Genomic DNA, 23670 nt, shown 5'->3' on the forward strand with positions numbered 1-23670 from the left:
GGGGGACGCATGACCGATTCGCGCACGAGCGCGGGCCTGACGGCGGCCCAGGTGGCGGAGCGTCGGGCGGACGGCCGTCACAACGCGCAGCGGCAGGCCAGCTCGCGGTCGATCGGCGACATCCTCCGCGAGAACATCTTCACACTGTTCAACGGCATCCTCACGGTGTGCTTCGTCGCCGTTCTGCTGCTCGGCGATCTGCGCGACGGCTTCTTCTACGGCGTCGTCGTCGCCAACGCCCTGATCGGGATCGTGCAGGAGGTCCGGGCGAAGCTCGTGCTCGACCGCGCCGCCCTGCTCGCCGCGCCCGAGAGTCGCGTGCGCCGCGGCGGGGAGGTCGTGGCCGTTCCTCTCGAGGACGTCGTGCTCGACGACCTGCTCGTGCTGCGTCCCGGCGATCAGATCCCGGCGGACGCGGAGGTCGTCGAGAGTACGGGGCTGTCCGTCGACGAGTCGCTCCTGACGGGGGAGTCCGACCCCGTCTTCAAGGACGCCGGCGCGCAGCTGCTCTCGGGATCCCACGTCGCGACCGGCACGGGGTACGCGATCGTCACGGCGGTCGGCGCCGACTCCTACGCGAGCAAGCTCACGAGCGAGATCAAGAAGCACTCCCTCGTGCGGTCCGAGCTGCGGGATGCCACCAACCGCATCCTCGTGTACCTCTCGTGGATCCTGGGCCCGATCATCATCGTCACCCTGATCGGGCGCGTGCTGGCCTATGGCGGCTTCAGCAGGCTCTTCGAGGACGAGCGCTGGCGGCGAGCACTGATCGACGCCGTCGCCGCGGTGGTCGGGATGATCCCCGAGGGGCTGGTGCTGCTCACCAGCCTGGCGTTCGGGGTCGCCGCCATCCAGCTCGCGTCCCGCAAGGTGCTGGTGCAGGAGCTCGCGGCCGTCGAGGTGCTCGCGCGTGTCGACGTCCTCTGCCTCGACAAGACCGGCACGCTGACCGATGGGGAGCTGGCGCTGGAGCGCACCGAGCCCCTCGGCGGGGACGCTCTGGCCGGGCAGGCCGCGGTAGCGCTGGCGGCGTTCGGCGCGGACGACGCGGGCAACGCCACGGCGGGGATCCTCGCCGGCGCGTTCCGGAGCGACGGATACGCGGTGCTGCGGCGCGTCCCGTTCAGCTCCGCCACCAAGTACAGCGGAGTCGTCGTCCGGATCGGCGACGCGGAGAGCTCGTGGGTGCTCGGCGCCCCCGAGCGGGTGCTCGTGGACCATCCGGTGGAGCTCGAACGCGCCACGGCCATCGCGGCGACCGGCCGCCGGACCCTGGCTCTCGCACGCGCGGTCGGCCCGCTGCCGGAGGGCGCGCACATCGAGCTGGCCGGCATCCCGCTCGAACCCGCGATGCTCGTGGTGCTGGGGGAGACCCTGCGGCCGGAGGCGGCGGAGACCCTCGGCTACTTCGCCGAGCAGGACGTGCGCGTCGTCGTGATGTCCGGCGACAACCCGGTCACCGTCGGTGCGATCGCCCGAGCGCTCGACCTCCCCGGCGACGCCGTGGACGCCTCGGCCCTCGCGACGGACGAGGAGCTAGACGCCGCTCTCCGCACGGCGGACGTGCTCGGGCGCGTGAGTCCCGAGCAGAAGCGCACCGCCGTCGGCCTGCTGCGCGCGCAGGGCCGGACGGTCGCGATGACCGGCGACGGCGTGAACGACGCGATGGCCATCAAGGACGCCGATCTCGGCATCGCGATGGGGTCGGCGACCGCGGCGACGAAGGCCGTCTCCCGGCTCGTGCTTCTCGACAACCGCTTCGACCGCCTCCCGGGTGTGCTCGCCTCCGGTCGTCGTGTGATCGCGAACGTCGAGCGGGTGTCGAACATCTTCCTCGCGAAGACGGTCTACGGGATCCTGCTCGCGCTGGTGAGCGCCGTGCTGCTCTGGCCGTTCCCCTTCCTGCCGCGGCAGCTGACCCTGGTCTCCTCCCTCGCGATCGGGATCCCCTCCTTCTTCCTCGCGCTCGCGCCCAACCGCCGCATCTACACGCCCGGCGTGCTGCCGCGCATCCTGAAGTACTCGGTGCCGACCGGGCTGATCGCCGGGATCGCGGCCGTCGTCTCCTATGCGCCGATCTACCGCAGCCTGCCCCTGCACGAGGCACGGAGCATCACCACCGTGACGCTCTTCTGCGTGTCGCTGTGGATCCTGTGCGTGCTGACCAGACCGCTGACCGGCGTGCGCTGGGCGCTGCTCGGCGCCGTGGCCGCCGCCTTCACCCTGGTCTGCGTCATCCCCTTCACCGCGGAGTTCTTCCAGATGCACCTGAGGCTCTCGGGCGGTTTGCTCTGGGGAGTCGCGGTCGGCGCCGTCGGCGCGGCGGGGATCGAGCTCTTCTACCGGTTCGCGAAGCGGAGAGAGCTGGTCTTCGACCGGCAGTGAACGTGGTAGATTTTATCTTGACGTCAAGATAAATCCCGGCGCCGACGACTTAGGCTTACCTTGCTGGAAACACGCTTCGACGGACAACCAAGATGGATGAGGCTCGCGTTACATCGCCTGCCGATGAAGGAGAGGGCAACGTGTCAGCGACTACAAGTTCCGCGTTCGGCAGCTTCGGTGCGAAGAGCACCCTGACGGTCGGTTCGAAGGATTACACGATCTTCCGGATCGACACCGTGGACGGCTACAAGAGGCTGCCGTTCAGCCTCAAGGTTCTGCTGGAGAACCTGCTCCGCACCGAGGACGGCGCGAACATCACCGCCGATCACATCCGCGCCCTCGGGTCGTGGGACCCGGCGGCCGAGCCGGACACCGAGATCCAGTTCACCCCGGCCCGCGTCATCATGCAGGACTTCACCGGCGTGCCCTGCATCGTCGACCTCGCCACGATGCGCGAGGCCGTCTCCGCCCTCGGCGGCGACCCCAAGAAGATCAACCCGCTCGCGCCGGCCGAGATGGTCATCGACCACTCCGTCATCGCCGACCTCTTCGGTCAGGCGGACGCGCTCGAGCGCAACACCGACATCGAGTACGAGCGCAACGGCGAGCGCTACCAGTTCCTGCGCTGGGGCCAGACCGCGTTCGACGACTTCAAGGTCGTCCCGCCGGGAACCGGCATCGTCCACCAGGTGAACATCGAGTACCTGGCCCGCGTCACAATGACCCGCGAGGTCGGCGGCGAGCTCCTGGCCTACCCGGACACCTGCGTCGGCACCGACTCGCACACGACGATGGTCAACGGCCTCGGCGTGCTCGGCTGGGGCGTCGGCGGCATCGAGGCCGAGGCGGCCATGCTCGGCCAGCCCGTCTCCATGCTCATCCCCAAGGTCGTCGGCTTCAAGCTGACCGGCGCCATCCCGACCGGTGTGACCGCGACCGACGTCGTGCTCACCATCACGGAGATGCTGCGCAAGCACGGCGTTGTCGGCAAGTTCGTCGAGTTCTACGGCGCCGGCGTCGCGGAGGTCCCGCTGGCCAACCGCGCCACCATCGGCAACATGAGCCCCGAGTTCGGCTCCACCGCCGCCATGTTCCCGATCGACGACGTGACCCTCGACTACCTGCGCCTCACCGGCCGCAGCGAGGAGCAGGTCGCGCTCGTCGAGGAGTACTCGAAGGCGCAGAGCCTGTGGCACGACCCGGAGACCGAACCGGTCTTCAGCGAGTACCTCGAGCTCGACCTCTCGACGGTCGTCCCGTCGATCGCCGGCCCGAAGCGCCCGCAGGACCGCATCGAGCTCAGCGAGGCGAAGGACCAGTTCGAGAAGGACCTGACGAACTACGCGGACGTCTCGCACGACCTGGTCGACCTGACCATCTCGGAGTCGTTCCCCGCCTCCGACCCGGGCGAGCTGAGCCCGGAGGACACGCGGAGCACGCACGAGCACCACCACCACAGCCACGCGCCCAAGACCGCGTCGAGCCCGACCCCGGTGACCATCGCCGAGAGCGGCGCCTCGTTCACCCTCGACCACGGCGCCGTCGCGATCGCGGCGATCACGTCGTGCACGAACACGTCGAACCCGTCCGTGATGCTGGCGGCCGGCCTCCTGGCCCGCAACGCCGCGAAGAAGGGCCTCACCTCCAAGCCGTGGGTCAAGACCACCCTCGCGCCGGGATCGAAGGTCGTCACCGACTACTACGAGAAGGCGGGCCTCACCGGTTACCTCGAGGACCTCGGCTTCTACACGGTCGGCTACGGCTGCACCACCTGCATCGGCAACTCCGGCCCGCTGATCGACGAGATCTCGCAGGCCGTCAACCAGAACGACCTCGCCGTCACCGCGGTGCTCTCGGGCAACCGCAACTTCGAGGGCCGGATCAACCCCGACGTCAAGATGAACTACCTCGCGAGCCCGCCGCTCGTGATCGCGTACGCCCTCGCCGGGTCGATGAACTTCGACTTCGAGATCGACGCCCTGGGCAAGGACCAGGACGGCAACGACGTGTTCCTCAAGGACATCTGGCCGGACGCCGCCGAGGTGCAGGAGACGATCGACTCCTCCATCAACGAGGGCATGTTCACCCACGAGTACGCGAGCGTGTTCGAGGGCGACGAGCGCTGGAAGTCGCTGCCGACCCCGACCGGCTCGGTCTTCGAGTGGGACGAGAAGTCGACGTACGTGCGCAAGCCCCCGTACTTCGACGGCATGACGCTCGAGACCACCCCCGTCTCGGACATCTCCGGCGCCCGCGTGCTGGCGAAGCTCGGCGACTCGGTCACCACCGACCACATCAGCCCCGCCGGCAACATCAAGGCCGACAGCCCCGCCGGCCGCTACCTCGACGAGCACGGCATCGACCGCAAGGACTTCAACTCCTACGGCTCGCGCCGCGGCAACCACGAGGTGATGATCCGCGGAACGTTCGCGAACATCCGCCTGAAGAACCAGCTCCTGGACGGCGTCGAGGGCGGCTACACCCGCGACTTCACCCAGGAGGGCGGCCCGCAGTCGTTCATCTACGACGCGTCGCAGAACTACCAGGCGCAGGGCACCCCGCTCGTGATCTTCGGCGGCAAGGAGTACGGCTCCGGCTCGTCGCGCGACTGGGCGGCGAAGGGCACCAGCCTCCTCGGCGTCCGCGCGGTCATCACGGAGAGCTTCGAGCGCATCCACCGCTCGAACCTCATCGGCATGGGCGTCGTCCCGCTGCAGTTCCCGGCCGGCGAGAGCTGGGCGTCGCTCGGCCTCGACGGCACCGAGGTCGTCTCGATCTCGGGTCTGGAGGAACTGAACGAGGGCCGCACCCCGAAGACCGTGCACGTCGTCGCCGAGCCCAGCGCCGACTCGCCCGAGGGCAAGCAGACGATCGAGTTCGACGCGGTCGTCCGGATCGACACCCCCGGTGAGGCGGACTACTACCGCAACGGCGGCATTCTGCAGTACGTGCTGCGGAGCCTGGTGTAACCAGACCGTTGTCAAGGGGAGGCTCGGAATCACCGGTTCCGAGCCTCCTCTCGATTCAGCGGCTCTACACTCGAATCCATGAGCATCCTCGAAACGATCCACGAGCCGCGCGATCTCGATCGGCTCACGGACCGGGAGCTCGTCCAGCTGGCCGCAGAGGTGCGCGCGTTCCTGATCGCCAACGTCGCGAAGACGGGTGGGCACCTCGGGCCGAACCTGGGCGTCGTCGAGACGACCATCGCCATCCACCGTGTGTTCGACTCCCCGCGTGATGCGATCGTCTTCGACACCGGCCACCAGTCGTACGTGCACAAGCTGCTCACCGGGCGCCAGGACTTCTCGCAGCTGCGGCAGAAGGGCGGCCTCGCCGGCTACCCGCAGCGCTCGGAGTCGGAGCACGACATCGTCGAGAGCTCGCACGCCTCCTCGTCCCTCTCGTGGGCGGACGGAATCTCCCGCGCCTTCCAGATGACCGGTCAGAACGACCGGCACGTCATCGCGATGGTGGGCGACGGCGCCCTGACCGGCGGGATGACGTGGGAGGCGCTCAACAACATCTCCGACGACAACAGCCGCCGGCTGATCATCGTCGTGAACGACAACGGCCGGTCCTACGCCCCGACCATCGGCGGCATGGCGCGCTTCCTCAACACGGTGCGCACGCGTCGCGCCTATCGCAACCTGTACCTGACCAGCCAGCGCGCGTTCGACAAGCTCGGCGCGCCGGGCCGCTCGTTCTACCGCGGCGTCCGCGGCGGGCTGCACGGCTTCCTCAGCCGGTTCTCGAACAACGAGGCGCTGTACTCGAACCTCGACATCAAGTACATCGGGCCGGTGCACGGCCACGACATCCAGGCCATGCAGGAGGCGCTCCTTCAGGCGAAGAACTACGGCGCGCCGGTGATCGTGCACGCCATCACGCAGAAGGGTCGCGGCTACGAGCCCGCGCTCCGGGATGCGGCGGACCAGTTCCACGCCGTCGGCCAGATCGATCCCGAGACCGGCGAGCCGATCGGCAGCTCGACCAAGCCGAGCTGGACCGGCGTGTTCGCGGACGAGATCGTCCGCCTGGCGGAGAAGGACCCGAAGCTGGTCGGCATCACCGCCGCCATGCTGCGGCCGACGGGCCTGCACAAGTTCGCCGAGCGGTTCCCGGATCGCGTCCACGACGTCGGCATCGCCGAGCAGCATGCCGCGACGAGCGCCGCCGGACTCGCCTTCGGCGGCCTGCACCCGGTCGTCGCGATCTACGCGACCTTCATCAACCGCGCCTTCGACCAGGTGTTGATGGATGTGGCGCTGCACAAGGCGGGCGTGACGTTCGTGCTCGACCGCGCGGGCGTGACCGGACCGGACGGGCCGAGCCACCACGGCATCTGGGATCTCGCGATCCTGCAGGTGGTTCCCGGCATCCGGCTCGCGGCTCCCCGCGACGCCACGCGCTTCCGGGAGGAGCTGGCGGAGGCCGTGGCCGTGAACGACGGCCCGACGGTGCTGCGGTTCCCGAAGGGAAGCGTGCAGCCGGACATCCCCGCCGTGCGTCGGCTGGAGGACGGCGTCGACGTGCTGCGCGACGACGAGCGCAAGGACGTGCTGCTCGTCGCCGTCGGCCCGATGGCCGACCTCGCGCTGAAGGTCGCCGACGGACTGGCCGCGCAGGGGATCGGCGCGACGGTCGTCGACCCGCGCTGGGTCGTCCCGGTGCCGAAGAGCGTCCTCGACCTCTCGTCGGAGCACCGCATCGTCGTCACCATCGAGGACGGCATCCGCGTCGGCGGGATCGGCACGCGCGTCCGCCAGGACCTGCGCGAAGCCGGCATCGACACCGCCGTCGACGAGCTGGGCCTGCCCGACGAGTTCATCGACCACGCGACCCGCGAGCAGATCCTCGAGGAGGCCGGGCTCACCGCGCAGAAGATCGCCCGCGACCTCGTCGCGCAGGTGCTCGGCAGCCGCGTGCCCATCGCGCGCCCGCTGCCCGAGCAGGAGCTCACGCGCCGCAACTCGGAGGCCTGACACGGTCCGGCGGGTGCGGGTTGACTTAGAGCGCACTCGAAGTCTTATCGTGGCCGTATGACCGACAGCATCACGGCGATGTCGATCTCCGACATCGCCGAGCGCACCGGGCTCTCCGCACACACCCTGCGCTACTACGAGCGCGAGGGCCTCATGCTGAGCCCCGTCGAGCGCGCCTCCTCCTCCCATCGCCGCTACTCGGAGGCCGACCTCACCTGGGTCCTCTTCCTCACGAAGCTGCGTTCCACGGCGATGCCCATCGCCACCGTCCGTCGCTACGTCGAGCTCGCCCGTCGCGGCGACGACACCACGGCGGAGCGTCTGGAACTGCTGCTCCTGCATCGGATGACGGTGGTCCGGCAGCTGGAGGAGATGACGGCGAGCCTCGCCGCCATCGACCACAAGATCGGTCTCTACGAGAAGAAGACAGGAACGAACGCATGAAGAAGACCACACTCGGCACCGAGAAGTTCGAGGTCTCGCGGCTGGGCCTCGGCTGCATGGGCATGTCCGCGTTCTACACGGGCGCCGGCCAGGACGACGCGGGCTCGATCCGCACGCTGCACCGCGCAATCGACCTCGGTGTCACGTTCTTCGACACGGCCGAGATCTACGGCCCGTACGCCAACGAGGAGCTGCTCGCGCGCGCCTTCGCCGACGGCCGGCGCGACAAGGTCGTGATCGCGACCAAGTTCGGCACGATCCTGCACCGGCAGAACGACGAGCGCGGGCTCGACGGCTCGGCGGAGAACGTGCGGCTCTCCGTCGAGGGGTCGCTGAAGCGCCTCCAGACCGACCGCATCGACCTCTACTACCAGCACCGGATGGACCCGGGCACGCCGATCGAGGAGACGGTGGGCGCCCTCAAGGAGCTCATCGAGGAGGGCAAGATCCTCCACTACGGTCTCTCGGAGGCCGCGCCCGAGACGATCCGCCGGGCGAACGCCGTGCACCCCGTGACCGCCGTCCAGACCGAGTACTCGCTCTGGACGCGCGACCCCGAGGAGGCCGTGCTGCCGACCGTCCGCGAGCTCGGCATCGGCTTCGTGCCGTATTCGCCGCTCGGCCGCGGATTCCTCACCGGCACCATCCGCTCGCTCGACGAGCTCTCGCCGGACGACTTCCGCCGGTTCAACCCGCGCTTCGAGGGCGACAACCTCGAGGCGAACATCCGGATCGTCGAGCAGGTCGACGCCGTGGCTCGCGAAGCGGGGGCGACGGCCGGGCAGGTCGCGCTCGCGTGGCTGCTCGCGAAGGGCGAGGACATCGTCCCCATCCCCGGCACGCGTCGCGTTGAGAACCTGGAGCAGAACGTCGAGGCCGTCGATGTGCAGCTGAGCCCCGAGCAGCTCGAGCGCCTCGACGCCGTCGCCGCGCCCGTCGGCGACCGCTACGCGGACATGACGCCGCTCAACCGCTGACCCCACCCGCGAGGGGACGCGAAACGCCGCTTCGGAGCCTCCGAAGCGGCGTTTCGCGTCTGCGGCGACCCGGTGGTCAGCTCCCGAAGCGGACGCGCAGGGTCCGGGCCTCCGGGCGCAGCGAGAACTCCGGCCACACGTCCGGACCGCACGCGCGCGAACCGAGCCCGTGCTGAGCGGCGTCGAGGAACAGGAAGGTCGTCTGCGAGGCGGGGAGCTCGTGCGGGTGCTCCGCTGCAGCGAGCTGCTGCGGGGTGTGGCGTGTGAGCACGAAGCCGGGGAGGCGACCCCGGCTATCCCGGATGGCGTGGAGCGTCAGCCCGCCGACCGCGAGCTTGCGCACCGCCGAGCGGTGGCCGGTCTCCTGCGGCCGCGCGTACGGCACGGAGAGCTCGTCGATCGTCGCGGTATAGCGCCCGAGACGTGCCGCTCGGATGCTGTCGGGATACGACTCGCGCGGCCCCAGCCCGAACCATTCGGCGCCCGGGATCGGTTCGCCGTCGTCGGGGAGGTCGAAGCGCACGCCGATGCGCGGCCACACCGTCGGCCAGCCCGCGGAGGGCTCGATCTCGACCCGCAGTTCCAGCTCGTCGCCGACGAGCGCCCAGACGGTCTCCACCGTGACCGACAGGGAGGAGTCCGCGGCGGAGACGCGGGTGAGCGTGCGGAGGGCGCCGGGCGCCTCCTGGACCGCCACGAGCCGGTGCACCAGGCGGTCGAGGCCGTGAGCGCGCCAGAGGGACGCGCTCGACACTCCCGGCACAGCGCCATCACTGCCGGTCGGGTCGCTGAATGCGCTGCCCTCATCGTTGTCGGTCGGCGCGCGGAACAGCTCCAGCCGCGGTCCGCTCACCGCGCGGCCGGCAAGACGCACGAGGCGGCCGCGCTCGAAGTGAGCAGAGCCGAGGGTGACCGTGCCCTCTCCGTCGCTCCAGTCCGTGATCCGCGGGGCGGCGGGCGCTGCGCCACCGAGCGCCTGCGCGCTGCGATCGTCCTGAGCCGACGCGACGACGTGTCCTTCCGGCGCCCACGCCGTGGCCCCCGCCAGCATGGCCTCCACCGTCAGCCAGGTCTCCGCATCCGGCGCGACCGCGATCGCGGGCAGGTCGACGTGGGCCGACGAGCCGGCCGGGATCGGGGGGACGGCGAGTACCCCGCTCGCGACGACGTGACCGTCGTGCTCGACCCGCCAGTCGAAGCGCAGGTCGTCGGTGGCGGCGCTGTGCCGGCGGTTCACGACGGTCACCCCGCCCGCGTCGTCGAAGGAGAACCGCACGGGCGCGGCCACCGCGGCGAACTCGTACAGGCCGGGCGTGGGGGTGTCGTCGCTCAGGATCATGCCGTCCATCACGAAGTTGCCGTCGTGGACGACCTCGCCGAAGTCGCCGCCGTACGCGTAGAAGGTCGTGCCGTCTGCCGTCCGCGTCAGGATGCCGTGGTCGCGCCACTCCCACACGAAGCCGCCGTGCAGGCGGGGGTGCGCATCCACGAGCGCCTCGTACTGGTCGAGCGCCCCGGGGCCGTTGCCCATCGCGTGCGCGTACTCGCAGAGGAGGAACGGCTTCGTGCGCTGCCGGGCGCCCTGGGCGGGCGTGCAACCGAGCAGGGGAGCGGTGGACCCGTCCGTGCCGATCTGCTCGGTCTCCGGGACGGTCGAGTACATCCGCGAGTACACGTCCGTGTACTCGCCCGTGTAGTCGCCCTCGTAGTGGACGGGTCGACCGGTGTCGCGCGCGTGCACCCAGGCCGACATGGCCGCGAGGTTCGCGCCGGTGCCCGACTCGTTGCCGAGGGACCACATGACGATGCTGGGATGGTTCTTGTCGCGCTCCACCGTCCGCTCGATCCGGTCGAGGTAGGCGTCGCGCCAGGCCGGATCGTCGCTGGGGTTGCCGGTCCAGCCGTTCTTCTCGAACCCGTGGGTCTCGAGGTCGCACTCCAGGATCACCCAGAAGCCCAGCTCGTCGGCGAGATCGAGCAGGCGCGGGTGCGGCGGGTAGTGGCTGGTGCGGATGGCGTTGACGTTGAACCTCTTCATCCGGGCGAGGTCCTCGCGCGCGTGCTGCTCGTCGAAGACGCGGCCGCGCACGGGGTGCGCCTCGTGCCGGTTCATGCCGTGGAAGACGACGCGCTCGCCGTTGACGAGGAACCGGTCGGCGCGGATCTCGACCGTGCGGAAGCCGAGTCGCAGGCTCACGGTCTCGCCGGTGGACTCCACGGTGGCGTCGTGGAGGCGTGGCCTCTCAGCGGTCCACGGCTCGACCGACCCGACCTCGACGCGACCGACGTCGCCGGGACGCGTCCAGACCGCCTCGACGCCGAGCGATGGGATGCGGAGGGTCACCGGGAAGGCCGCAGCGTCCGCGGTCAGCTCCGGCTCGATCCACCCGTCGCCGTCGGCCCAGTCGGTGCGCAGCCAGACGTCCTGGAGGCCGTCGACGGGGCGGGCGACGAGCGTCACGTCGCGGAAGATGCCGGGCAGCCACCACTGGTCCTGATCCTCGAGATAGCTGGCGGGCGACCACTGGTGCACCCGCACCGCGACGTGGTTCGTGCCGGGTCGCACGAGGTCGGTCACATCGAACTCCTGAGCGAGCCGGCTGCCCGTCGCGATGCCGACCTCCGCCCCGTTCAGCCACACCCGGTAGAGCGACTCCACGCCGTCGAAGCGCAGCACGGTGCGCGCACCCTCCGGCCAGTCCGCCGGGAGCTCGAACGTGCGCCGGTAGTCACCGGTCGGGTTCTCGTCCGGAACGTGCGGCGGGTCGAGCGGGAAGGGGAACTGGACGTTCGTGTAGATCGGACGGCCGTACTCCCCGTCGCCCTGCAGGACCCAGTGGGCCGGGACCGCGAGCTCGTCCCACCCGCTGTCGTCGAGCGCAGGCTCGGCGACATCCTCGGGCAGGTCGGCGGTGGGGGAGAGCCGGAACCGCCACGTGCCATCGAGCGACAGAGCCGGGGCGTCGCTCCGCAGCCAGGAGCGGGGGGCGACGCGAGCGCCGCTGCCGGGTGCGGTGTCGCTGAGGTACGCGGGTGCGAGCACTATTTCACGGATCCTTCGGTGAGGCCGCCGCGCCAGAACCGCTGGAGCACGATCATGGCGATGGCGAGGGGGATGATCGACAGCAGGACGCCGCCGGTGGTCAGTTCGTAGAACTCCGGCAGGCGGTCCGTCTGCGAGCGCCAGGAGTTCAGCCCCAGCGTGATCGGGTACAGGCGCACGTCGGAGAGCATCACGAGCGGGAGGAAGTAGTTGTTCCAGATGCCGACCAGCTGGAACAGGAAGACCGTCACGAGAGCCGGCGTCATGATCCGCAGCCCGACGGTGTGGAAGATGCGCAGCTCACCCGCGCCATCGAGTCGCGCGGCCTCCACCAGCGCGGTGTCCACCGTCGCGTCCGCGTAGATGCGGCAGAGGAACAGGCCGAACGGCGACACCAGCGAGGGCAGCAGGACCGCCCAGTACGTGTTGGCCAGCCCGAGCTCGGAGAACAGCAGGAACAGGGGCAGCGCCGTCGCGGTCCCCGGCACGAGCACGCCGCCCAGGATCAGCCCGAAGATGAAGCCGCGGCCGCGGAACGCGTACTTCGAGAGGGCGTAGCCGCCGGCCGCGGCGAAGTAGGTCGCGAGCAGGGCGCCGACACCCGCGTAGAGCACCGAGTTGAGCAGCCAGCGCAGGAAGATCCCGTCCTGGAAGTTCAAGACCTCCGCGAGGTTGTGCCAGAGCGCGAAGTTCCCCGAGAACGCGAAGCCGTTGGTCGAGAAGAGGTCCTGCGTGGTCTTGGTCGCCGCGACGACGACCCAGTAGACGGGGACGAGGAAGTACACCGCCACGACGACGAGGATCGCCGTGACGAGGATGCGCGTTCCCGACCGGCGACCCGCCGAGCGGTCGTGCGCCGAACGCGGCGCCTGCGCGCCGACCGAGAACGTGGGCGTGGGGTCGGTGGTGTCGGTCGTCGTCATCGGGACCTCCGGTTGGTGAGGCGCAGGAAGGCGAAGGAGAGCAGGAAGGCGACCAGGGCGATGAGCACCGACTGGGCCGCCGCGACGTTGTAGTCGTTGTACGCGAACGCCGTGGTGTACGCGCTCAGGTTGGGCGTGTACTCGCTGTCGATCGCGGGCGCCACGGACTGCAGCACCTGCGGCTCGGCGAAGAGCTGCAGCGTCCCGATGATCGAGAACACGATGGTGAGCGTCAGCGCCGGGCGGATGAGCGGCAGCTGGATGCTGCGGGCGACCCGCCAGGGACCGGCGCCGTCGACCTTCGCCGCCTCGTAGACCTCGGTCGGGATCGACTTCAGCTGCGCGATGATGATCATCATGTTGTAGCCGGTGTACGTCCAGGTGACGATGTTCGCGATCGACCACAGGACGGTGTCGGGCCCGAGGAAGTCGAGCTGCACCCCGACCGCGGCGCCGAGGTCGATCAGCGGGCTGAGGCCGGGCACGTAGAGGAACGACCACAGGATGGTGGCGATGACGCCCGGGATGCCGTACGGCAGGAAGTACACCGCGCGGAACATGCCCGGCCAGCGGGCGGAGGCCGACTCGAGCAGCAGCGCGAGCACGGTGCTGAGGGCGATCATCAGCGTGACCTGCACGACGCCGAAGAGCAGCATCCGGCCGATCGAGGCGATGAAGTTGGGGTTGCCGAGCGCCTGCGCGTAGTTCGCGAACCAGGCGAACTGGGTCGTGACGCCCTTCTCGCCGAACACGCCCGAGCGGGTGACCGTCGTGAAGCTGGAGCCGATCGCGACCACGATGGGCAGCAGGAAGGTCAGCAGGAACAGCGCCAGGAAGGGGGCGAGGAGCGTCCAGGGTGCCCACGTCGTGCGCGTGCCCTTCACGAGCGCGCCTTCTCGATCGTCAGGCCCTTCTTGCGGAAGGCGTCGATGATGGCCGTCTCGCTCTGGGCGATGGAGTCCACGAGCGTCTGCCCGGCCGGCTTCTTGCGGAACCCGTCGGCCAGGATGTTGAACGACTGCTGCGTGATCGGCCACCACGACCAGTCGGGGTTCTGCTCCGTGGAGGCGGGGAGGAAGACCTCCTCGTTGTAGTTCTGGCCACCGAACCACGCGGACGGCTTGGTGCGCTCGGCGCCGATATAGTCGGCGTCGGGCGACCAGCCGATGCCGGAGTGCTTGATCATCGCGTCGATGCCCTCCGGGCTGGTGGTCATCCACACGGCGAACTCCATCGCCTCCTTGGGGTGTTTGCTGTTCGCCAGGACGGCGGCCGTCGAACCGCCCAGCGCGCTGGATCCGTATCCCGAGGCCCACCGCGGGAGGGGTGCGACCCGCCACTTGCCCTCGCCGCCGGCGACGCCTTCGAGCAAGGCGTCGCCCCAGCTCGCGCTGGCGCACCCGGCGATCGTGCCTTTCGCCGCCGCCGCGAACCAGCCGGTGGAGAAGTCGCCGTAGGCCGTCTGGAGGATCCCGTCGTCGATGGCCCGGTCGAAGAACCGGGCCGTCTGCAGCGTCGCCTCGTCGGTCATGTCGATCACCCAGCGGTCGCCATCCACGCGCAGCCAGGACGCACCCGCCTGCCCGGCGACCGCGGCGAACCACGACGGGTCGGAGTAGTTGAAGGCATCGATGAAGATCCCGGCCTTCTTCAACTCGCGGCCGGTCGCGGCCCAGTCGTCCCAGGAGGCGGGCGCTCCCGCGCCGACCTTCTCGAACAGGTCGGGCCGGTAGTAGAGGGCCATCGGGCCGGAGTCCTGGGGGATGGCGTAGACACCTCCCACGTAGCTCACCTGGCTCCACAGGGTCGGGTCGTAACGATCGGCGTAGTCGCCCGCGCCGTAGCGGGCGAGATCGACGAGCCCGTTCACCAGCATGAACTCGGGGACGCTGCGCAGCTCGACCTGCGCGAGGTCCGGTCCGCCGCCGGCGGCGAGGGCGGAGTACAGCTTCTGGTAGCCGCCGGCGTTGCCGCCGGGGATCCAGACCGCCTCCACCTGGACGTCGGGGTGGGACGCGTTCCACACGTCCGCCACCTTCTGGAGGTCTTTGAGCCAGGCCCAGTACGTGAGGGTGATCTTCTCTCCGGCTGCGACAGGTCGGATCGGCGGTGCCGTGTTGATCGAGGTCGTGCCCGGCGTGGTGCACGCGGACAGCAGTGCCGTGGTCGCGGCAGCGGCGCCGAGCCCCAGCAGGGATCGTCGTGTGAGTTCCGTCATTACCTTCACTCCGTCGTGGCGGGAATCGGTAGGATCGACGTTAGTCGAAAATAATGCAGGTGACCTAATTTGAGGTGGGTCGACCCGAAGGAGGGGACGTGGGCGACGCGAGCACCCGGCGCGGACCGTACGCGAAGACGGCCGAACGCCGCGAGCAGATCGTCGACGAGGCGTATCGCCTGTTCGCGACCCGCGGCTACCACGGCAGCTCCCTTCGTGAGATCGCCGCCGCGGCCGGCATCAGCCTCGGCAGCCTCGAGTACCACTTCGAGAGCAAGGACGACCTGCTGGTCGCCGTGCTCGCCCGCCGCGACGAACTGGGCGCCGGCGAGGGCGTCCCTGCCGCCGGCGGCTCCTTCGCCGACCAGATCGTCGACCAGGCGAAGCGCAACACCGCCATCCCGGGCCTGATCGCGCTGTACAGCGTGCTCTCGGCCGAGGCGGTCACCGCCGACCATCCGGGGCGCGACTACTTCGTCGGACGCTACGACGAGCTGCGCGCGGCGTACGCGGCCGAACTCGCCGCACTCCGTGACGCCGGGCGGCTGCGCGACGGCGTGGACCCGGACATCGCCGCGGCGACGATCGTGGCTCTGTGGGAGGGCATCCAACTGCAGTGGCTGTACACGCCGGGGAGCATCGACGCGGCGACGACCCTGCGCGCCTACCTCGATCTGGTCCTGACGTGACGAACGCCCCGCTCGCGGCGAGCGGGGCGTTCGATCAGGTCCGTCCGAGCCCGAGGCTCAGGCGACGCCCTTCACGGGCGGGTGCTGGAACGTGTCGCCGAAGACGCGCTCGGAGGCGCCCACACGATCCAGGTACGGCGTGATGCCGCCCATCTGGAACGGGAAGCCCGCCCCCAGGATCATGCAGAGGTCGATGTCCTCCGGCGCCTCGACCACGTGGTCGTCGACCAGCATGCGGTGGATCTCGTCGGCGAGGCCGTCCTCCAGGCGACGGAGGATCTCGTCCTTCGTCCAGGGGTTCTTGCCGCCGGCGATGATCTTGGCCGCGCCCTTGTCGAGACCCTTGATCCGCCCCTTGCCGTCCTTCTCCAGCAGCGTGCCGTACTCGGCGAGCTTGTGGAGGTTCTCGCTGCGGTAGAACCGCTCCGGGAACGCGGCGTGGTGGGTGTCGAGCACGTGCGCGCCGACCTTGAGCCCGACCAGGTCGAGCAGGGCCGACGGCGGCATCGGGAGGCCGAGCGGCGCGAACGCCTCGTCGACCGTCTCGAACGAGGTGCCGTCGTCGACGGCGTGCATCGCCTCGCCGAGGACCTTCGCCAGGATGCGGTTGACGACGAACCCGGGGGTGTCGGCGGTGATGACCGCGTTCTTCTTCAGCGCGGCGGCGGTCACCATCGCGGTGGAGAGGGTGGCCTCGTCGGTGTGCGGGGTCTTGACGACCTCGATCAGCGGCATGACCGCGACCGGCGTGAAGAAGTGGAACCCGACCAGGCGCTCCGGGTGCTTCAGCTTCGCGCCGATCTGCTCGACCGAGAGCGAGGACGTGTTGGTCGCGATGACCGCCTCGTCGGAGAGGTACTGCTCGACCTCCTCGAACACGTTCTGCTTGACCGTCAGCTCCTCGAAGACGGCTTCGATGACCCAGTCGCAGTCCGCGAAGTCCGCCTTGTCCGTCGTGCCGGTGACGAGCGCGCGCAGCCGGTTGGCCTCGTCGGGGGAGATGCGGCCCTTCTCCTGGAGCTTGCCGATCTCGTCGTGGATGTACGCGACGCCCTTGTCGACGTGCGCCTGGTCGAGGTCGGTGATGACGACCGGGACCCGCAGCCGGCGGACGAACAGGAGGGCGAACTGGCTGGCCATGTAGCCGGCGCCGATGACGCCGATCTTGGTGACCTTCTTCGCGAGCTTCTTGTCGGGCGCGCCGGCGGGACGCTTGGCCCGCTTCTGCACGAGGTTGAAGGCGTAGATGCTGGCCTGGAACTGGTCGCCCGAGATGAGCTCGGCCAGCGCGTCGTCCTCGAGCTGGAAGCCGGCGGCGCGGTCGTTCGACTTGGCGGCCTTCAGCAGCTCGAGCGCCTTGTACGGCGACTTCGGGACGGTGCCGATTCGGCTCTCGAGCATCTTGCGCGCGATGCCGAGGGCGGCATCCCACTTGACCATGCGCTCGACCTTGCCCGGCACGTTGGGCCGCTTGACCTCGACCTGGCCGGTGAGCACCTTGTCGGCCCAGACCAGCGAGTCCTCGAGGAAGTTCGCCGAGTCGAAGATGGCGTCGGCGATGCCGAGGTCGAAGACCTCCTGCGGCTTCAGCATCCGGTTCTGCTTCAGCGGATTCTCGATGATCACCTTGAGGGCGTTCTCGATGCCGATGAGGTTCGGGAGGATGGTCGCGCCGCCCCAGCCCGGGATGAGGCCCAGGAAGACCTCGGGCAGGGCGAACGCGGCGGCGTTGCGGTCGATGGTGCGGTAGTCGGCGTTGAGGCCGATCTCCACGCCGCCGCCGAGCGCGAGGCCGTTCGTGAAGACGAAGGACGGCACGCCGAACGTCGCCTGCTTGCCGAGCACGAAGTGGCCGAGCTGGGGGAGCAGCTTCGCCACCTCGACGCTCGGGATGTCGCCGACCCGGCTGAGGTCGGCGCCGGCGGCGAGGATGAACGGCTTGCCGGTGACGGCGACGGCGTCGATCTCGCCGCGCTTCGCCCGCTCGGTCAGCGCGTCGAAGGTCTTCCCGAGCTCGAGGAGCGTGGCGGGTCCCATCGTGTTCGGCCGCGTGTGGTCACGCCCGTTGTCGAGCGTGACCAGCGCGAGAGTCTTGCCGCTGGGCAGCGGCACGTCCTTCACGAGGGAGTGGGTCACGACCTCGTCGGAGGAGAGGTCGACGAGCGGGGAGAAGTCGATCGTGGTGTAGTCGGTCACTCGTTCTCAGGCCTTCCGTGCAGCGCGCTTGTCGAAGTTCGGGTTCTCCCAGATGACCGTGCCGCCCTGGCCGAGGCCGACGCACATGGCGGTCACGCCGTAGCGGACCTCCGGGTGCTCCTCGAACTGGCGGGCGAGCTGGATCATCAGGCGGACGCCGCTGGCGGCCAGCGGGTGGCCGATCGCGATCGCGCCGCCCCACTTGTTGACGCGCGGGTCGTCGTCGTCGATGCCGAAGTGGTCGAGGAACGAGAGCACCTGGATGGCGAACGCCTCGTTGAGCTCGAACAGGCCGATGTCGTCGATCGACAGGCCGGCCTTGCGCAGCGCCTTCTCGGTCGAGGGGACCGGGCCGAGGCCCATGATCTCCGGCTCGACGCCGGCGAAGGCGAAGCTCACCATGCGCATCTTCGGGGTGAGGCCGAACTCCTTCACCGCGTCGGCGGAGGCGAGCAGGCTCGCGGTCGCGCCGTCGGTCAGCGGGGACGAGTTGCCCGCCGAGACGCGGCCGTGCGGCCGGAACGGCGTGCGGAGGGTCGCGAGCGACTCCATGTTCGTCTCGGGGCGCATGCCCTCGTCGCGGGTGGCGAGTCCCCAGCCCGACTCGGAGCGGATGGCGACCGGGACGAGGTCAGGCTGCAGCTTGCCGTTCTCGTAGGCAGCGGCGGTCTTCTGCTGGCTGCGCATCGCGAAGCGGTCGGAGCGCTCCTTGGTGAGAGCGGGGAAGCGGTCGTGGATGCGCTCGGCGGTGCTGCCCATGTTGAGGGCGTCCTCGCCAACCAGGCGCTCGGTGAGGAAGCGCGGGTTCGGGTCGGCCCCGAAGCCCATCGGGTGACGGCCCATGTGCTCCACGCCGCCCGCGATCGCGAGGTCGTACGCACCGAACGCGATGCCCGAGCCGAGCGTCGTGACGCTGGTCATCGCGCCCGCGCACATCCGGTCGATGGCGAAGCCGGGGACGGACTTCGGCAGCCCGGCGAGCAGCGCCGCCGTGCGGCCGAGGGTCAGGCCTTGGTCGCCCTGCTGGGTCGTCGCGGCGATCGCCACGTCGTCGATGCGGTCCTTGGGCACGTTCGGATTGCGCTCGAGCAGGCCGATGATCGCCTTCACGACCAGGTCGTCCGCCCGGGTGTTCCAGTACTGCCCTTTTTCGCCGGCCCGTCCGAACGGAGTCCGGACTCCGTCGACGAAAACGACTTCGGTTCTTTCGGCCACAGTGCCTCCCATTTCAGGTCCGCATCGATCCTACGGAGGCTGTCTGGGCGGACGGGAATCGTTTGATTCTTTCTACGAATCCGTCTCGGGCGTCTCGGCGGGCGTTTGGCTACTTTCGACAAAGGCATCGGCGATCATCTGTGAGGTTGCCTCAATCTGCCAGGGGCGGGCGTCGTGCGCCTCCAGTGCCTCCCCGATCGACGCGGCCGTGATCTCGGCGGGCGGCGTCCAGGCCACGCGCCGCAGCGTCTCGGGCGTCAGGAGGTTCTCGAGGGGGATGCTCCGCTCCTCCGACAGCGCCGTGAGCGCCGCGCGGGCGGCCTTCAGGCGGCCGTCGGCCTCCGGGTTGCGGTCCGCCCAGGCGCGGGGAGGGGGAAGCGTGTCGCCGTTGCCGCGCAGCACGGGGAGGTCCTCCGTGGTGCGCCCGGCCTCGATCGCACCCCACCAGCGGTCCAGCTCGGTGCGGCTGGCGCGGCCGGTGAACTCCCGCAGCGCGGCGAGGGCGCGCTTGTTGTCCGGGAGCGCCTTCGCGGCCGCGGTGAGGGCCGAGTCCGGCACGAGCCGGCCGGGCGCCGTGTCGAGCTCGCGGGCCAGCGCGTCGCGGCTCAGCCACAGCTCCCGCGCCACGGCGAGGTTGCGCAGGCCGCGGATCGAGTGGATGCCCGAGAGGCGGCGCCACGGCTCGCTCCGCACCACGGTCAGTTCGCGGGTCAGCTCGGAGGCGAACTCCTGCTGGGCGATCTCCGTCTTACCGGCCTCGTCCAGGAGCGCGGCGATCGCGTCCCGGAGGTCGGGCAGCAGCTCGACGTCGAGTGCGGCGTAGACCAGCCAGGGCTGGGGGAGCGGCCGGGTCGACCAGTCGGCGGCGCTGTGCTCCTTGGCGAGGTGCACGCCGAGCAGCTCCTCCACGACCGTCCCGAGGCCGACGCGCGGCATCCCGAGCAGTCGGGCGGCCAGCTCCGTGTCGAAGATCCGGGACGGGTCGAGGCCGACCTCGCGCAGGCAGGTCAGGTCCTGGGTCGCCGCGTGCAGCACCCACTCCTCGTCGGCGATCGCGGTGTTCAGCTCGTCGAAGCGGCCGACCGCCGGCGGGTCGAACAGGAACGTGCCGGAGCCGCGCCGGAACACCTGGATCAGGTAGGCACGCTGAGAGTATCGGAAGCCGCTGGCGCGCTCGGCGTCGACGGCGATCGGGCCGGTGCCCGCGGCGATGAGCTCGACAGCCTCCAGGTAACCGGAGCGGGTGTCGATGACGGTGCGGTCAGCCACGCGGACTCCGTCTCGTCGTGAGGAGGCTCACGCCCTCGCCGGTGGGGGGCAGCCCGGCCAGCATGCAGAGCAGCTCGCCCCAGCCCTCCACGTGGGCGGTGATGTCGGTCTCCTGCGGGCTCCAGGAGGCGCGCAGCTCGATCTGCGAGCCGTCGCCCTGGGCGGCCAGCTCGCCGAAGCCCGTGCTGATGATCTTGGTGGCGGTGCCGCTGGCGGCCGTGTAGCGGGCCTGCCGCGCGTCGAGCGCATCGACCAGCCACGACCAGGTCACGTCGGCCAGGAACGGGTCGAGACCGATGTCGGTCTCCAGCGGGGCCTGCGCGAAGCACACGATGCGGAACGGGCCGCCCCAGGCCTCCGGCTCGTCGGGGTCGTAGAGCAGGATGAACCGGCCGGTGCCGAGCTCGGAGTCGTCCCCGTGCCGTGCGGGTCGCACGTCGGCGGCCAGTGCGACCGCGTAGGGCGCGAGCTGAGCGGGCGCGGGGATCTCGGTGACCGTGAGCTCCGGACGGGCCGGAGCGGCACGGACGGACGCGAGGGCAGCGGCGAACGCGGCCGGCACGTGCGGGGTGGCGGGTGGAGTCGACACGCTACGAACACTAGAAGCCTTTGCGGGTCGGCGACGGTAAGGCACGCCGCCTGAAGAACTCCTGAGGGTGTCCTCCGGGCGACGCCGGGTACGCTGACGGGCATGGCGCGGGACAAGAGGGCAAGAGGATTCGTGAAGGCGCTCGCTGTGACGGCGGTCGCCGGCGGCGGGCTGGTGCTCCTCACCGCGGCCGGGGCCGGGTACGTGATCACCCGGGTCGCACGGACCGTCCTCACGCCGGTGCGCCGGCGCCCGCAGAACCAGACCATCCGGGCGATCGATCCCGCGCTCGGCACCATCACGATGGCCTCCACGCCGGACGCCCGGATGCCGGGCCGGTTCGGCGTCTGGTTCGGCAGCGAGACCGGGTACGCCAAGGTGGGCGGCCTGCTCGCCGTCGACGAGGAGACCGTCACCCGCGAGCTCGAGCGCGTGGAGTTCGGCGAGCTGAAGCCGGGCCGCGCACGCATCAGCGGCTCCTGGTATCTGCAGCCCGAGGAGCTCGGCCTTCCCGTCACGAGCGCCGAGATCCCGACCGAGCTCGGACAGGCTCCGGCGTGGGTGTTCCCGGCCGACGACGCCGCGGCGGGCGACGGCCGCTGGGTGATCCAGGTGCACGGCTGGGGTGCGAGCCGCCTGGAGGGCCTCCGCGCCGTGCAGACCTTCCACGACGCCGGCTACACCTGCCTCCTCGCCTCCTACCGCAACGACGGGGACGCCCCCGACAGTGCGGACCGCCGCTACGGTCTCGGCGGCACCGAATGGCACGACATCGACGCCGCGCTCGGCTACGCGATCTCGAACGGCGCCCGCTCGGTCGTGCTCATGGGCTGGTCGATGGGCGGCGCCGTCGTGCTGCAGACGATCACCCGCTCGGACAAGGCGGACATCGTCGCCGGCCTCGTGCTCGAGTCCCCGGTGATCGACTGGGTTGACACCCTCGAGTACCAGGCGCACCTCCTGCGCCTGCCCGACCCGATCGCGCAGGGCGCCATCCGGCTCATCGAGTCCACCTGGAGCGGGCCGATCACCGGTCAGGGCGCCCCGATCGACCTCGCCAGCATGGACTTCGTCGCGCGCGCGACCGACCTCACGCTGCCGACGCTGATCCTGCACAGCGACGACGACGGCTTCGTACCGTCCACCTCGTCGCGGGCGCTCGCGGAGGCCAGGAGCGACATCGTCACGCTGGTGCCGTTCACCGTCGCGCTCCATACCAAGCTGTGGAACTACGACGAGCAGAAGTGGAGCAGCGCGATCTCCGACTGGCTCGCCGCCACCATCCGCTGAGCGCGTCGCGCGCGGGACTAGGCGGCCAGCTTCGCCCGCACCTGGCGCTTCGTGCGGCCGAGCAGCGCGGACATCCCGCGGATGCGCAGCGGCGAGACCGCCTGCGTCAGTCCCAGCGTCCCCGGGAAGTCGTCCGGCACGGCGAGCACCTCGTCGGCCGTGAGACCGGCCAGACCCTGCACCAGGATGGACGCGAAGCCCCGCGTCGTGGGCGCCTCGGGCGGGGCGGTGGCGAACAGGTGCACGACGTTCGCCTCGTCGACCTCCACGAAGATGAAGACCGGCGCCTGGCACTCCTCGACCCGCTCGAGCAGGTCGGGGTGATCCGCGTAGCGCTCCGGCAGGGCGGGGAGCTCGTCCGAGAACTCCAGCAGCAGCTGCAGCCGGTCGGGCTGTTCCAGCGCCAGGAAGTCGTCGCGGATCTCGGCCAGGACGCCGGTCAATTCGGTCATGCGTCCAGGCTACTTCGCCGGGACCTCGCCCGGCTCGGCGCCGGTCGCGATCGGCACCCGCACCGCGGAGCCCCACTCGGTCCACGAGCCGTCGTAGTTGCGCACGTTCTCGAAACCGAGCAGGTGGGTGAGCACGAACCAGGTGTGGCTCGACCGCTCGCCGATGCGGCAGTACGCGATCACGTCGTCCCCGGCCTTCAGCCCGGCGTCGCCCAGGTAGATGGACTCCAGGTCCGCACGGCGCTTGAACGTCGCGTCCGGCGCGGCGGCACGCGCCCACGGCACCGACGCCGCCGACGGGATGTGACCCGATCGCAGCGCGCCCTCGGTCGGGTAGCCCGGGATCTCGGTGCGCTCGCCGCTGTACTCCTCGGGGGAGCGGACATCGATGAGCGGCTGCCCGAAGTGCGCGAGAACGTCCTCCTTGAAGGCGCGGACGCGGCTGTCGTCGCGCTCCACGACCGGATACTCCACCGGCTCCGGAGTCGGGACCTCACGGGTCAGCTCGCGCCCCTCGGCGATCCACTTGTCGCGGCCGCCGTCGAGTAGGCGCACGTCCTCGTGGCCGAACAGCGTGAACACCCACAGCGCGTACGCCGCCCACCAGTTGTTCTTGTCTCCGTAGATCACGACCGTGGTGTCGCGGGCGATGCCCTTGGAGCCGAGCAGCTCGGCGAAGCGCTCGCCGCTGACGTAGTCGCGGACCACGGGGTCGTTGAGGTCGGTGTGCCAGTCGATCTTCACGGCACCGGGGATGTGGCCCGTCTCGTAGAGGAGCACATCCTCATCCGACTCCACCACGACCAGCCCCGGTTCGCCCAAGTGTTCCGCCAGCCACCCGGTGGAGACGAGGCGCTCCGGGTGGGCGTAGTCGGCGAAGTCGGTCGACGGGTCGGTCTCGATGGCCATGCTGTTCTTCCTCCGGGATAGGCTGGGACCCTGCGACTAGCAGGGAACGCAGTCTCAGGCTACGCGGCGCGGAACGACCCGAACAG

17 protein-coding genes are annotated in these 23670 nt (G+C 70.1%); 7 read left to right on the plus strand and 10 right to left on the minus strand.

Annotated features, from left to right (window positions below):
• Nucleotides 1-9: 9 nt before the first annotated feature.
• The 5 genes from HNR14_RS17160 (at nucleotide 10) to HNR14_RS17180 (ending at nucleotide 8791) form a co-directional block, all read left to right on the plus strand.
• A complete protein-coding gene (locus HNR14_RS17160) occupies nucleotides 10-2385 on the plus strand; it encodes an HAD-IC family P-type ATPase (protein WP_179701978.1) in 2376 nt (791 codons plus the stop codon).
• A 92-nt stretch (nucleotides 2386-2477) separates the two neighbouring features.
• A complete protein-coding gene (gene acnA / locus HNR14_RS17165; RefSeq protein WP_179701979.1) occupies nucleotides 2478-5354 on the plus strand; it encodes an aconitate hydratase AcnA in 2877 nt (958 codons plus the stop codon).
• Between the two features lie 78 nt (nucleotides 5355-5432).
• Nucleotides 5433-7370, plus strand: a complete 1938-nt coding sequence (dxs, locus tag HNR14_RS17170; RefSeq protein ID WP_179701980.1) for a 1-deoxy-D-xylulose-5-phosphate synthase — start codon at nucleotides 5433-5435, stop codon at nucleotides 7368-7370.
• A 57-nt stretch (nucleotides 7371-7427) separates the two neighbouring features.
• A complete protein-coding gene (locus HNR14_RS17175) occupies nucleotides 7428-7814 on the plus strand; it encodes a MerR family transcriptional regulator (protein ID WP_021755227.1) in 387 nt (128 codons plus the stop codon).
• Complete coding sequence (locus HNR14_RS17180) at nucleotides 7811-8791, plus strand: aldo/keto reductase (RefSeq protein ID WP_021755229.1); 981 nt, start codon at nucleotides 7811-7813, stop codon at nucleotides 8789-8791. The genes HNR14_RS17175 and HNR14_RS17180 overlap by 4 nt, the downstream gene beginning before the upstream one ends.
• A gap of 76 nt (nucleotides 8792-8867) precedes the next feature.
• Here HNR14_RS17180 and HNR14_RS17185 read toward each other — a convergent pair whose 3' ends face one another.
• From HNR14_RS17185 to HNR14_RS17200, 4 genes are read right to left on the minus strand one after another with little or no spacing between them, the layout of a single operon-like run.
• The gene (locus tag HNR14_RS17185; protein WP_179702720.1) at nucleotides 8868-11837 is read right to left on the minus strand and encodes a glycoside hydrolase family 2 TIM barrel-domain containing protein; all 2970 of its coding nucleotides are present in this window, start codon (nucleotides 11835-11837) and stop codon (nucleotides 8868-8870) included.
• Complete coding sequence (locus HNR14_RS17190) at nucleotides 11834-12757, minus strand: carbohydrate ABC transporter permease (RefSeq protein WP_021764474.1); 924 nt, start codon at nucleotides 12755-12757, stop codon at nucleotides 11834-11836. Before HNR14_RS17190 ends, HNR14_RS17185 begins: the two co-directional genes overlap by 4 nt.
• Nucleotides 12754-13641 (minus strand): carbohydrate ABC transporter permease, encoded by an 888-nt coding sequence (locus HNR14_RS17195; protein ID WP_179701981.1) that lies wholly within the window; start codon nucleotides 13639-13641, stop codon nucleotides 12754-12756. Before HNR14_RS17195 ends, HNR14_RS17190 begins: the two co-directional genes overlap by 4 nt.
• A complete protein-coding gene (locus tag HNR14_RS17200; protein ID WP_179701982.1) occupies nucleotides 13638-14975 on the minus strand; it encodes an ABC transporter substrate-binding protein in 1338 nt (445 codons plus the stop codon). The genes HNR14_RS17195 and HNR14_RS17200 overlap by 4 nt, the downstream gene beginning before the upstream one ends.
• Nucleotides 14976-15073: 98 nt before the next feature.
• Here HNR14_RS17200 and HNR14_RS21430 point away from each other — a divergent pair, with 98 nt between their 5' ends.
• Complete coding sequence (locus tag HNR14_RS21430) at nucleotides 15074-15664, plus strand: TetR/AcrR family transcriptional regulator (protein WP_343064524.1); 591 nt, start codon at nucleotides 15074-15076, stop codon at nucleotides 15662-15664.
• A gap of 57 nt (nucleotides 15665-15721) precedes the next feature.
• Here the strand turns inward: HNR14_RS21430 and HNR14_RS17210 are convergent, their stop codons facing one another.
• The 4 genes from HNR14_RS17210 to HNR14_RS17225 all read right to left on the minus strand — a co-directional run bounded on the left by HNR14_RS17210 (nucleotide 15722) and on the right by HNR14_RS17225 (nucleotide 20933).
• Nucleotides 15722-17860, minus strand: coding sequence for a 3-hydroxyacyl-CoA dehydrogenase NAD-binding domain-containing protein (locus HNR14_RS17210; RefSeq protein WP_179701984.1), 2139 nt, complete (start codon nucleotides 17858-17860; stop codon nucleotides 15722-15724).
• A 6-nt stretch (nucleotides 17861-17866) separates the two neighbouring features.
• On the minus strand, nucleotides 17867-19075 hold the full coding sequence (locus tag HNR14_RS17215; RefSeq protein WP_039923336.1) for a thiolase family protein: 1209 nt from the start codon (nucleotides 19073-19075) through the stop codon (nucleotides 17867-17869).
• 72 nt (nucleotides 19076-19147) lie between these two features.
• On the minus strand, nucleotides 19148-20344 hold the full coding sequence (locus HNR14_RS17220; RefSeq protein ID WP_179701985.1) for an HRDC domain-containing protein: 1197 nt from the start codon (nucleotides 20342-20344) through the stop codon (nucleotides 19148-19150).
• A complete protein-coding gene (locus HNR14_RS17225) occupies nucleotides 20337-20933 on the minus strand; it encodes a DUF3000 domain-containing protein (RefSeq protein ID WP_039922435.1) in 597 nt (198 codons plus the stop codon). Before HNR14_RS17225 ends, HNR14_RS17220 begins: the two co-directional genes overlap by 8 nt.
• Before the next feature lie 132 nt (nucleotides 20934-21065).
• Between HNR14_RS17225 and HNR14_RS17230 the strand changes: the two genes are divergently transcribed.
• On the plus strand, nucleotides 21066-22223 hold the full coding sequence (locus tag HNR14_RS17230; protein WP_343064525.1) for an alpha/beta hydrolase family protein: 1158 nt from the start codon (nucleotides 21066-21068) through the stop codon (nucleotides 22221-22223).
• A 17-nt stretch (nucleotides 22224-22240) separates the two neighbouring features.
• Here HNR14_RS17230 and HNR14_RS17235 read toward each other — a convergent pair whose 3' ends face one another.
• Entirely contained in the window at nucleotides 22241-22675 is a 435-nt protein-coding gene (locus HNR14_RS17235) for a SufE family protein (protein ID WP_021763278.1), read from the minus strand.
• A 9-nt stretch (nucleotides 22676-22684) separates the two neighbouring features.
• Nucleotides 22685-23584, minus strand: a complete 900-nt coding sequence (locus HNR14_RS17240; protein WP_179701987.1) for a sulfurtransferase — start codon at nucleotides 23582-23584, stop codon at nucleotides 22685-22687.
• Nucleotides 23585-23670: the final 86 nt, after the last annotated feature.

The sequence above is a fragment of the Leifsonia naganoensis genome (genome assembly GCF_013410615.1).
Classification (GTDB): Bacteria; Actinomycetota; Actinomycetes; order Actinomycetales; family Microbacteriaceae; genus Leifsonia; species Leifsonia aquatica.